At 66.6% G+C, this 11,870-nt stretch carries 7 protein-coding genes and 1 pseudogene; 5 read left to right on the top strand and 3 right to left on the bottom strand.

Annotation, left to right across the window (positions count from 1 at the left end; translation table 11 throughout):
* Positions 1-133 precede the first annotated feature (133 nt).
* Both AGI3411_RS29755 and fghA read right to left on the bottom strand, forming a co-directional pair.
* Positions 134-823, bottom strand: coding sequence for a hypothetical protein (locus tag AGI3411_RS29755; RefSeq protein WP_129530896.1), 690 nt, complete (start codon positions 821-823; stop codon positions 134-136).
* 101 nt (positions 824-924) lie between these two features.
* Complete coding sequence (gene fghA, locus AGI3411_RS29750) at positions 925-1,791, bottom strand: S-formylglutathione hydrolase (protein WP_129530895.1); 867 nt, start codon at positions 1,789-1,791, stop codon at positions 925-927.
* A 231-nt stretch (positions 1,792-2,022) separates the two neighbouring features.
* On the opposite strand from fghA, the gene AGI3411_RS29745 reads away from it, so the two are divergent.
* The 4 genes and pseudogenes from AGI3411_RS29745 (at position 2,023) to AGI3411_RS29730 (ending at position 10,310) form a co-directional block, all read left to right on the top strand.
* A complete protein-coding gene (locus tag AGI3411_RS29745) occupies positions 2,023-2,763 on the top strand; it encodes a hypothetical protein (RefSeq protein ID WP_129530894.1) in 741 nt (246 codons plus the stop codon).
* 424 nt (positions 2,764-3,187) lie between these two features.
* A pseudogene (locus tag AGI3411_RS29740) lies at positions 3,188-7,928 on the top strand (glutamate synthase-related protein).
* An 8-nt stretch (positions 7,929-7,936) separates the two neighbouring features.
* Positions 7,937-9,403: a glutamate synthase subunit beta gene (locus AGI3411_RS29735; protein WP_129530893.1), complete on the top strand. Its 1,467-nt coding sequence runs from the start codon at positions 7,937-7,939 to the stop codon at positions 9,401-9,403.
* A gap of 268 nt (positions 9,404-9,671) precedes the next feature.
* The gene (locus AGI3411_RS29730) at positions 9,672-10,310 is read left to right on the top strand and encodes an OmpW/AlkL family protein (RefSeq protein ID WP_129530892.1); all 639 of its coding nucleotides are present in this window, start codon (positions 9,672-9,674) and stop codon (positions 10,308-10,310) included.
* 39 nt (positions 10,311-10,349) lie between these two features.
* Here AGI3411_RS29730 and AGI3411_RS29725 read toward each other — a convergent pair whose 3' ends face one another.
* Complete coding sequence (locus AGI3411_RS29725; RefSeq protein ID WP_129530891.1) at positions 10,350-11,222, bottom strand: LysR family transcriptional regulator; 873 nt, start codon at positions 11,220-11,222, stop codon at positions 10,350-10,352.
* A gap of 65 nt (positions 11,223-11,287) precedes the next feature.
* Between AGI3411_RS29725 and AGI3411_RS29720 the strand changes: the two genes are divergently transcribed.
* On the top strand, positions 11,288-11,870 hold a 583-nt coding region (locus AGI3411_RS29720), incomplete at its 3' end, for a YbfB/YjiJ family MFS transporter (protein WP_129530890.1).

Genomic DNA, 11,870 nt, shown 5'->3' with positions numbered 1-11,870 from the left:
ACTCTCCCGGGCACCTAACCCGGAAAAGTGTCACCCATGTCCTCGTACACCTGTTACCCATGTCCCCGGTCCATACACGCAGCCCCCTTGGGGGGCAGCAAGCGCACGCAGTGCGCGCGGCGTGGGGGCACCATTACCAGCCTAGGCGTTTCAGCCCCTCGGCCGTGGCCTCGTTGTCCGGGCGGATGAAAAGCGCGCCGCGCGGATCCAGGAAGACCTGGTAGCGGGCGCCGTCGAACAAGGGCATGTAGGCCCCGCTGCCGAATTGGACATCGACAAACGGGAACCAGTTCGGAAAATTCTTCTTCAGCGAACCCAAGTCCGGCGCGGGCCAGTCGTCCAGCGAATGAACCGAGCGCGTGGCGGACGCCTCGCGCGCCGCATCGCTATAACGGCCGGACAGCCGCTCCAGGCGGTACAGCGGCGGCACGCCCGCCATCAGCGCCGGCACCCGCCAGCGGACGACCCGCGCGTCGATCTGCCATTGGTCGCCATACAACACGTACTGACGGGTTCCTGTGCCGGGCGCGCTGGCATTGACCTGGAACTGGCCCTCGGCCTGCTGCCGGATCTCGATGCGGGCGACGGGTTCGTCGGTGGTCAGGCGGAAGAATTGCACCAGCGACAAGGCCAGCAGGCCGGACACGCACCCCAGCAGCACCAGCATCAGCCCGAACAGGCGGCGCACCGGCCGAAACTGGAACATCTTGCGGCCGCGCTCGTCGCGCGGGCCGCCCCTGCCCAGCAACATGACGATGCCCGGCAACAGGACGATGACGGCACCCAGCAGTATCCAGACGAAGGGAGCGATTCCGTTGATCAAGTCAGGCGTTCCTATTCAAGAACACGCCGCAGGCGGCGGCCCGGCTGCCCCCCCGGGCGCCGCGGGCCCGCCGCGGCAGGCCCGCCAGTATAGAAGCGCCCTCAGGCCGCCGGTTTTCCAAGCCGTTCGACGTGAAACCGGATGTGATCCTCGATGAAGGTCGAGATGAAATAGTAGCCATGGTCGTAGCCCTCGTGGCGGCGCAGGACCAGCGGCTGGCCGGCGGCGGCGCAGGCGGCCTCGAATACCTCGGGATACAACTGCTCCGCCAGGAATTGGTCCGCTTCGCCCTGGTCGATCAGGATGCCGTCCGGGAACGGACGCTGGGCCTGACGCATCAGCGCGGACGCGTCATAGGCGGCCCAGTCCTGGATCTCGGCGCCCAGATAGGCCCCGAACGCCTTCTTGCCCCAGGGGCACTGGCTCGGCGCGGCGATGGGCGCGAACGCCGACACCGAACGGAACTTGCCCGGGTTGCGCAGCGCCAGCACGAGGGCGCCATGCCCGCCCATGGAATGACCGAAAACTCCCGTGCGCGAGGCGTCGCCGGGCAGGGCGTCGCCGGTGACGATGCCGTGCAGTTCTTCCGTCACGTAGCTGTACATGCGGTAGTGGGCGCGCCAGGCGGGCGTGGTGGCGTCGACGTAGAAGCCCGCGCCCGTGCCCAGGTCCCAGCTTTCGTCCTCGCCGGGCACATTGGCGCCGCGCGGGCTGGTGTCCGGGGCGACCAGCATGACGCCGAGCTCCGCTGCCAGGCGCTGGGCGCCAGCCTTGATCATGAAGGTTTCTTCCGTGCAGGTCAGCCCGGCCAGGTAGAACAGTACCGGCACCGGGCCCTGTTCGGCCTGCGGCGGGACATAGACGGAGAAGCGCATGGGCAGGCCGATCTCCGTGGACTCGTGGCGGTAGTAGCGCTGCCAGCCGCCAAAGCAGCGGTGCTGCGAAATGAGTTCCAGGGCCGAGGCCATAGGTCGTCTCCAATCGAAAGAATGAAAAAAGCGTCGCCGGGTTAGGGTATATCCACGGTACGACGTTCTGTCGCCGAATGTTAACCTGCGCTTTATCGGGTACGGACGACGAAAAAAAGCGATTCCTTGCCCATATCGTGATCACGGGACTTGACCAGCGCCTACCGTGGCACTATTTATATACCGTGAGAGAAGACAACCCGTTCTTCCAGATACGCAAGTCCTGACACTATGGCCCGTCTGCCCCGTCTGTACGCCCCTGGGCTGCCCCAATTGGTGCAGGCCAACTTCATCCAGCCGCTGGCGGCGCCGTCGCAACCCGCGCCGGCCGACATCCTGAACCAACTGGCCACATGGCTCGGCGAATCCGCCCAGCGCCATCGTGTCTCGGTTCACGGCTGGCTGCTTGCCAACGACCGCATCCTGCTGCTGGCCACGCCCGCCGACGAGGAAGGCTTGCCCCGGCTGATGCAAACGCTAGGCCGCAACCTTGCGGCGCGGCTGCGCGGTGGCCGCGTCTTCGCGGGACGCTACCGCTCCGCCTTGCTGGAGCCCGGCGCATGGGTGCTGCCGGCCCTGGTCTGGCTGGAAACCTACCCCGTGCGCAGCGGCGCCTCCCAGGATCCCGACTCCTGGCCCTGGTCGTCCGCCGCCAGCCATACCGGCAACACCAGCGCAGCCCCCGCGCAATGGCAGTCGGACCACGCCGACTACTGGGCGTGTGGCAACACCCCGTTCGACCGCCAGGCCAACTATCGCAAGCGGCTGCAGGATGGCCTGTCGCGCGAGGAAAGCCAGCGCATCGACCAGGCGGTTTCGGGCCAATGGGCGCTGGGCGGCCCCAGCTTCATCGCCAGCCTGGCCCACACCGCCAGCCGGCGGGTCGCTCCCGGCCAGCGCGGACGCCCGCGCAAGAAACCTGCCGTCCCGGCGCCGGCCGACGCCGAACCGTCCTCCACCCCCAATTCCTGATTCCGGTTCCGCCCTGGCGGCGGACCCTGCCTTTTCCATCCGTCTGTTCATCCGTCCCGCCGGGAGCGGGCACGCGGGACGCTGCGCGCCTGGCCGGCGTCCTTGCCTCGGGCTTGCAGCATTGGCATTCCCGCAACACTGAAAGCGGCGGGCATCTCCGCTGTTTTTCAATGCAAAAATAAGGGACATATAAAAGCAAAAATAGGGGGGCCATGGCTTTCCGCGCACCTAGCTGGTGCATACCCCCTTGCGAAGCCGCCAGTAGCGTCACTCTAGATGCGTCCCCTTATAAATTGCCTATGGCAATACGTCATTATAAATGGGGACAAACCCCTATTATTTCTATTGCACCCTACTCCCGGCGGGGGTATTGTCCGTCTCCTGCACTGCAACATTACGACGCAGGCCCACTGCGGAGCGCGCTATGTCCCAAAACACCCAGATCGAATCCTGTCCCCCGCCCAAGGCTACCCCTATCGACGCCAGCCGCATCGGCCTGCCGCCGGTCCAGGGCCTGTACCACCCCAAGAACGAACATGACGCCTGCGGCGTGGGTTTCGTTGCGCACATCAAGGGCAAGAAGAGCCACGCCATCATCCAGCAGGGTCTGAAGATCCTGGAAAACCTGGACCACCGCGGCGCGGTCGGCGCGGACAAGCTGATGGGCGACGGCGCGGGCATCCTGATCCAGATCCCCGACGCGCTCTACCGCGACGAACTGAACCAGCAAGGCATCGTCCTGCCCCCCACCCGGCGAATACGGCGTGGCCATGGTGTTCCTGCCCAAAGAGACGGCGTCGCGCCTGGCCTGCGAACAGGAACTGGAGCGCTCCGTGCGCGCCGAAGGCCAGGTCGTGCTGGGCTGGCGCAATGTGCCGGTGGACGTCGACATGCCCATGTCGCCCACCGTGCGCGCCTGTGAACCCGTGATTCGCCAGCTGTTCATCGGCCGCGGCGCCGACGTGATGGTGCCGGACGCGCTGGAACGCAAGCTGTACGTGATCCGCAAGACCGCGAGCCACGCGATCCAGAACATGCACCTGGCGCACGGCAAGGAATACTTCGTGCCCTCGGCCTCGGTGCGCACCGTGGTCTACAAGGGCCTGCTGCTGGCCGACCAGGTCGGCCGCTACTACCGCGACCTGGCCGATCCGCGCACCGTTTCGGCCCTGGCGCTGGTGCACCAGCGCTTCTCGACCAACACCTTCCCAGCCTGGCCACTGGCCCACCCGTACCGCATGATCGCCCACAACGGCGAAATCAACACGGTCAAGGGCAACTTCAACTGGCTGCGCGCCCGCGAAGGCATGATGCAGTCCGCCGTGCTGGGCGACGACCTGAAGAAGCTGTATCCCATCGTCTACGAAGGCCAGTCCGACACCGCCACGTTCGACAACTGCCTGGAACTGCTGGTGAACTCGGGCTATTCCCTGGCCCACGCCATGATGATGATGATCCCGGAAGCCTGGGAGCAGCACACGCAGATGGACGAAAGCCGCCGCGCTTTCTACGAATACCACGCCGCCATGATGGAGCCGTGGGACGGCCCCGCGGCGGTCGCGTTCACCGATGGCCGCCAGATCGGCGCCACGCTGGACCGCAACGGCCTGCGCCCGGCCCGCTACCTGGTCACCGACGACGACATGGTCATCCTGGCCTCCGAAGCCGGCACGCTGTCGATCCCCGAAAACCGCATCATCAAGAAGTGGCGCCTGCAGCCGGGCAAGATGTTCCTGATCGACCTGGAACAGGGCCGCATCATCGACGACGCCGAGATCAAGTTGCAGCTGGCCAACAGCCGTCCCTACCGCCAGTGGATCGAACGCCTGCAGATCAAGCTGGAATCGCTGCCGGCCCCGCGCCAGGCCGCCGTCGCCACGCAGTCGCCCGTGTCGCTGCTCGATCGCCAACAGGCCTTCGGCTGGACCCAGGAAGACTACAAGTTCATTCTCGAACCCATGGCCGCGAGCGGCGAGGAAGTGATCGGCTCGATGGGCAACGACGCCCCGCTGGCCGTGCTGTCCGACCGCGCCAAGCCTTTCTACAACTACTTCCGCCAGTTGTTCGCGCAGGTCACGAACCCGCCGATCGACCCCATCCGCGAACAGCTGGTGATGTCGCTGGTGTCCTTCATCGGCCCCAAGCCCAATCTGCTGGACATCAACAACGTCAACCCGCCGCTGCGCCTGGAAGTATCGCAGCCGGTGCTGGATTTCGCCGCCATGGCGCAGATCCGCGACATCGAGCAGGTCACAGGCAAGAAGTTCCGCAGCTTTGAACTGGACATCACGTACCCCGCCGCCTGGGGCCCCGAGGGCATCGAAGCCCGCGTGGCCGCGCTGTGCGCGCGCGCCGTCGACGCGGTGCAAAGCGGCTACAACATCCTGATCGTGTCGGACCGCCTGGTCGACAGCGAGCGCGTGGCCATCCCGGCCCTGCTGGCGACGTCCGCGGTGCACCAGCACCTGATCCGCGCCGGCCTGCGCACCAATACCGGCCTGGTCGTGGAAACCGGCTCGGCGCGCGAAGTGCACCACTTCGCGCTGCTGGGCGGCTACGGCGCCGAAGCCATCCACCCCTACCTGGCGCTGGAATCGCTGGGCAAGATGAACGACCCCGAAAAGGCGGTCAAGAACTTCATCAAGGCCATCGGCAAGGGCTTGAACAAGGTCATGTCCAAGATGGGCATTTCCACGTACATGTCCTATACCGGCGCGCAGATCTTCGAAGCCGTGGGCCTGCAGGGCGCCCTGGTCAACAAGTACTTCACAGGCACCTCGTCCAACATCGAAGGCATCGGCATCTTCCAGGTCGCCGAGGAAGCGCTGCGCCAGCACCGCGCCGCCTTCAGCGCCGACCCGGTCCTGGCCAATGACCTGGACGCGGGCGGCGAATACGCCTACCGCGTGCGCGGCGAAGAGCACATGTGGACGCCGGATTCCATCGCCAAGCTGCAGCATGCGTCGCGCGCCAACAACTACCGCACCTACAAGGAATACGCGCAGATCATCAACGACCAGAGCCGTCGCCACATGACCCTGCGCGGCCTGTTCGAGTTCCGTTTCGATCCGTCGCGCGCCATCCCGCTGGACGACGTCGAATCCGCCAAGGACATCGTCAAGCGCTTCGCCACCGGCGCCATGTCGCTGGGCTCGATCTCCACCGAGGCGCACTCGGTGCTGGCCGTTGCCATGAACCGCATCGGCGGCAAGTCCAACACCGGCGAAGGCGGCGAGGACGAACTGCGCTACCGCGCCGAAATGCGCGACGGCAAGAGCACCATCAAGGACGGCGATACGCTGGCCTCCGTGCTGGGCTCCGACCGCATCGAAGCGGACGTCCAGCTGAAGAAGGGCGATTCGCTGCGCTCGAAGATCAAGCAGGTGGCGTCGGGCCGGTTCGGCGTGACCGCCGAATACCTGTCGTCCGCCGACCAGATCCAGATCAAGATGGCCCAGGGCGCCAAGCCCGGCGAAGGCGGCCAGCTGCCCGGCCACAAGGTGTCCGAATACATCGCCAAGCTGCGCTACTCCGTGCCGGGCGTGGGCCTGATTTCGCCCCCGCCGCACCACGACATCTACTCGATCGAAGACCTGGCCCAGCTGATCCACGACCTGAAAAACGTGAATTCCAAGGCCTCGGTGTCGGTCAAGCTGGTGTCCGAAGTCGGCGTGGGCACGGTGGCCGCGGGCGTGGCCAAGGCCAAGGCCGACCACGTCGTGATCGCCGGCCATGACGGCGGCACGGGCGCGTCCCCGGTGTCCTCCATCAAACACGTGGGCACGCCGTGGGAGCTGGGCCTGGCCGAAACGCAGCAGACGCTGGTGCTCAACCGCCTGCGCAGCCGCATCCGCGTGCAGGCCGACGGCCAGATGAAGACCGGCCGCGACGTCGTCATCGGCGCGCTGCTAGGCGCCGACGAATTCGGCTTCGCGACCGCGCCGCTGGTCGTGGAAGGCTGCATCATGATGCGCAAGTGCCACCTGAACACCTGCCCGGTGGGCGTGGCAACGCAAGATCCGGTCCTGCGCAAGAAATTCCAGGGCAAGCCCGAACACGTCGTGAACTTCTTCTTCTTCATCGCCGAGGAAGTCCGCGAAATCATGGCCCAGCTGGGCATCCGCAAGTTCGACGACCTGATCGGCCGCGCCGACCTGCTGGACATGCGTTCGGGCGTGGAACACTGGAAGGCGCAAGGCCTGGACTTCGCCCGCGTGTTCCATCAAACCCAGTCCGACGCCGACGTGCGCCAGACCGAAGAACAAGACCACGGCCTGGCCGGCGCGCTGGATCATCAACTGATCGAGCGCAGCAAGCCCGCGCTGGAGCGCGGTGAAAAGGTGTCGTTCATCGTCCCGGTACGCAACCGCAACCGCACGATCGGCGCCATGCTGTCGGGCGCCGTGGCCTCGCGCTACGGCCATGACGGCCTATCGGACGACACCATCCACATCCAGTGCAACGGCACCGCCGGCCAGAGCTTCGGCGCGTTCCTGGCCCACGGCATCACGATGGACCTGGTGGGCGAAGGCAACGACTACGTCGGCAAGGGCCTGTCGGGCGGCCGCATCATCGTGCGCTCGCCCAATGACTTCCGCGGCTTCGGCCCCGACCACATCATCGCCGGCAATACCGTGCTGTACGGCGCGCTGGCGGGCGAGGCGTTCTTCAACGGCGTGGCCGGCGAACGCTTTGCGGTGCGCAACTCGGGCGCCGCCACGGTGGTGGAAGGCACGGGCGACCACGGCTGCGAATACATGACCGGCGGCACCGTCGTGGTGCTGGGCGCCACGGGCCGCAACTTCGCGGCCGGCATGTCCGGCGGCGTGGCCTATGTGTGGGACCCGGAGCGCACGCTCAAGCACCGCGCCAACCTGGCCATGGTGGAACTGGAACCCGTGACCCCGCACGCGGAACAGGTCGCGCAGAACAGCATGGACACCTGGCACAGCGCGCAACGCGGCGGCGAACGCGAAACGGACGAAGCCATCCTGCGCCGCCTGGTGGAAGACCACTTCCGCTACACCGGCAGCTTCCGCGCGCGCGAGATCCTGGGCGACTGGGAAGCCTCACGCGGCAAATTCGTAAAGATCATGCCGACGGATTACCGCCGCGCATTGGGTGAAATGTGGCGTGCAGCCAACCCGCAACAACTGGCTGCGTGAGGAAAATCATGGGAAAGATCACCGGATTCATGGAATACCAGCGCCTGCAGGAGGCCTCCGAGGCCCCGCAGAAGCGCCTGAAGAACTGGCGCGAATTCGTGCTGCACCTGAACGACGACCAGGCCAAGCAGCAGGCAGCGCGCTGCATGGACTGCGGCATCCCGTTCTGCAACAACGGCTGCCCGGTCAACAACATCATCCCGGACTGGAATGATCTTGTGTACAAGCAGGACTGGAAGCGCGCGCTGGACGTGCTGCACTCCACCAACAACTTCCCGGAGTTCACCGGCCGCATCTGCCCGGCGCCCTGCGAAGCCGCCTGTACCTTGAACATCAACAGCGACGCCGTGGGCATCAAGTCCATCGAGCACGCGATCATCGACAAGGGCTGGGCCGAAGGCTGGGTGTCGCCGCAGGTGCCGGCCCGCAAGACAGGCAAGAAGATCGCGGTCGTGGGCTCCGGCCCCGCCGGCCTGGCGTGCTCGCAGCAACTGGCCCGCGCCGGCCATTCCGTGACCCTGTTCGAAAAGAGCGACCGCATCGGCGGGCTGTTGCGCTACGGCATCCCCGACTTCAAGCTGGAAAAGCACCAGATCGATCGCCGCATCTCGCAGATGGAGGCCGAAGGCGTGGAATTCGCGCCCTCGACCTACATCGGCAACCCCAGCGACCCGGTAGCCGATGGCCTGACGGTGCGCACGCCTGAATCGTTGCTGGCCGAGTTCGACGCGGTCGTGATGAGCGGCGGTTCGGAAACCCCGCGCGACCTGCCGGTGCCGGGCCGCGAACTGTCCGGCGTGTATTACGCGATGGACTTCCTGCGCCAGCAGAACAAGGCCGTGGCCGGCGACCGCCTCACCAACCAGACGCTGGCCAAGGGCAAGCACGTGATCGTGATCGGCGGCGGCGATACGGGCTCCGACTGCGTCGGCACCAGCAACCGCCATGGCGCGGCCTCGGTCACGCAGTTCGAGCTGATGCCCCAGCCGCCCGAATCTGAAAACAAATCCATGACGTGGCCCTACTGGCCGCTGAAGATGCGCACGTCCTCCTCGCACGAGGAAGGCTGCGAGCGCGACTGGTCCGTGACCACCAAGCTGCTCAAGGGCAGCAATGGCAAGGTCGAAAAGCTGGTCGGCGCCCGCGTCGAATGGTTCAAGGACGAAGCCACCGGCCAGATGAAGATGCGCGAGGCCGAAGGCTCGGAATTCGAGATCAAGGCCGACCTGGTGCTGCTGGCCATGGGCTTCGTGTCGCCGGTGCAGACCGTGCTCGACGCCTTCGGCGTGGATCGCGACGCGCGCGGCAACGTGCGCGCCAATACCGACGACTACCGCACCAACGTGGAAAAGGTCTTCACCGCCGGCGACATGCGCCGCGGCCAGTCCCTGGTGGTCTGGGCCATCCGCGAAGGCCGCCAGTGCGCGCGCGCCGTCGACGCCTACCTGATGGGAAGCAGCGAACTGCCGCGCTGATCCCCGGCATGGCCTGCAACGCCGCCGAGCGCTTTCGCGCCGGCGGCGTTTTTTTTTGTCGCCGGGCCGTCCCAAGACAAAAACGCCCCCCTGGGGGGCAGCAAGCGGGCGAAGCCTGCGCGGCGTGGGGGCATTTTCTAGCGCGCCGCTGTTGTGACATAACCACTTTCTTATCGCGGTCTTTTCACGAGTTGACACACGTCAATCGGGGTCTGCGGCGGGTCTGCGAACCTGTCTGCTCAACCTACGGAAAGATCGGAGAAAGGAAATGTTTTCGCTGAACGGGCACCTTCGCGCCACTGCCATCGCCGGCCTGATCGCCACCGCCTCGCTCGCCGCCCCCGTGCACGCACACGAAGCCGGAGACGTGCTGCTCAAGGTCGGAGTCACGCAGGTGCGCCCGGCCTCCAACAACGGCAGCGTGCTCGACGGCAGCGTCAAGCTCGACGTCAACAACAACGTGCGTCCCAGCTTCACGGTGACCTATATGGCGACGCGCAATATCGGCCTCGAACTGCTGGGCGCCTGGCCGTTCCAGCACGACATCAGCGGCAGCGGCCTGGGCAAGATCGGCTCGACCAAGCACCTGCCGCCCACGCTGAGCCTGCAATGGCACATCCTGCCGGACAGCAGGATCCAGCCCTACATCGGCGTCGGCATCAACTACACCCACTTCTTCGACACCAAGGCCGAAGGCGCGCTGAGCGGCTCGGACCTGAAGCTGAAGGATTCGTGGGGCGTGGCCGCGCAACTCGGCGCGGACATCAAGATCAATGACCGCTGGTTCATGAACGCGGACATCCGCTACATCGACATCTCGTCCAAGGTGAAGCTGGACGGCCAGCACGTCGGCACCGCACGGATCAACCCCTGGGTGGCGACGCTGGGCGTCGGCTACCGCTTCTAAGCGGCAGGACACGCCTGCGGCGCGCCGCAGGCGCCGCCGTCAGGCGCGCGACGCCTCCAGTTCCTGCCGCAAGGCCTGCAGGGCGGGCGTGTCGTCGTCGGCGCGCCACACCAGTTGCGTCAAGGCCTGGCCATGGGAACCCGGCAGGGCGCCGACGCGCACCGAATGCGCCGTTCCCAGCACCGCGAGCACCGAACGCGGCACGATGGCCACGCCCGACCCGGCGGCCACGCACGCCACAATGGCGTGATACGAGGCGAACTCCATCACATTGCCCGGCGTCACGCCTTCCTGGTTCAACCAGGATTCCAGGATGCGGCGATAGGAGCACCCCGACGCGAACGCGATGACGCTGCGGTCCCCGAGTTCTTCCGCGCTTCCGATCGGATCCCATGCCATGGGCGAGATCAGCGCGAGTTCTTCCCGGAACGCGTCCATCGCCGCCAGCCCCTGCGCCGGGAACGGCCGGGCGACGAAGGCGGCTTCGATATCGTAATTGCGCACCTTGGCCGCCAGCGCCGCCGACGTGCCGGTCACCAGTTCGATGCGCACCTGCGGCCAGGACGCGTGATAGGCCGCCAGGATGGGCGGCAGGCGCGCGGCCGCGGTGCTTTCCATGGTCCCGATGCGCAGGACGCCCCGCGGCGAGCCTTCGCGCACCGCGGCCTGCGCCTCATCCGAAAGACGCAAGAGGCGATCGGCGTACGACAGCAGCACGCGCCCCTGGTCCGACAGCACCAGGCGGCGGTTCTGCCGCCGGAAGAGCGACGCTTCCAGTGAGGCCTCCAGCTGCTTCAGCCGGGTCGACACATTGGACTGCACGCGGTTCAGGTGCGCGGCGGCGCGCGCCACGCCGCCCTGGTCGGCAACCGCCTTGAATATCTGCAGCGCGTCGAGATCCAAATTTCTCATTTCAAGAACTCGTATTCTTAATAATTCACTATTAAAGATATTAGTACAGCCGTAGAGTAAGGGGCATGTCAACGCCCGTTACTTCTCCCGCCCCCGCATCCCGCAACGCAGCCGCCCTGGCGTGGCCCGCGGCGCTGGCCCTGGCCGCGGCCATGGGGATCGGCCGGTTCGCCTTTACGCCGGTCTGGCCCTCGATGGCGCAGGAAGCCGGGCTGTCCCTGGCTCAGGGCAGCTGGCTGGCCTCGGCCAACTATGCCGGCTATCTGCTCGGCGCGCTGGCCGCCATCGCCTGGCCCGTCCGGCGTCTGCGCGGCACGCTGGCGGCCAGCCTGCTGGCCGTGGCCCTGCTCACGCTGGCCATGCCGCTCTGGCATGGCATGGCGGCCTGGTGCGCGTTGCGGCTGGCCGCCGGGTACGCAAGCGCCAGCGCCTTCATCTGCGTGGCGGCCTGGCGGCCCGTGCCCGTGGGCGACCCGCGCGAGGCGGGCGCCTCCGCTGTGGCCTACGCCGGCGTGGGCGCCGGCATTGCGCTGACGGGGTTGGCCTGCCTGGCGCTGACGGCGCGCGGCGCGCTCGCCGACACCCTCTGGATCGCCCTGGGCGGCCTCGCGCTGGCGCTGTCCGCGGCCGCCTGGGCCGGGCTGCGCC

This window comes from Achromobacter agilis, from assembly GCF_900496965.1.
GTDB lineage: Bacteria > Pseudomonadota > Gammaproteobacteria > Burkholderiales > Burkholderiaceae_B > Achromobacter > Achromobacter agilis.
The sequence above is the reverse complement of the archived record's forward strand: the minus strand, read 5'-3'. Positions and strand labels throughout refer to the sequence as shown.

Bases quoted from the DNA above. Each gene is read 5' to 3' on its own strand.
- fghA (WP_129530895.1), bottom strand. From the start codon at position 1,791: ATGGCCTCGGCCCTGGAACTCATTTCGCAGCACCGCTGCTTTGGCGGC.
- AGI3411_RS29745 (WP_129530894.1), top strand. From the start codon at position 2,023: ATGGCCCGTCTGCCCCGTCTGTACGCCCCTGGGCTGCCCCAATTGGTG.
- AGI3411_RS29735 (WP_129530893.1), top strand. From the start codon at position 7,937: ATGGGAAAGATCACCGGATTCATGGAATACCAGCGCCTGCAGGAGGCC.
- AGI3411_RS29730 (WP_129530892.1), top strand. From the start codon at position 9,672: ATGTTTTCGCTGAACGGGCACCTTCGCGCCACTGCCATCGCCGGCCTG.
- AGI3411_RS29725 (WP_129530891.1), bottom strand. From the start codon at position 11,222: ATGAGAAATTTGGATCTCGACGCGCTGCAGATATTCAAGGCGGTTGCC.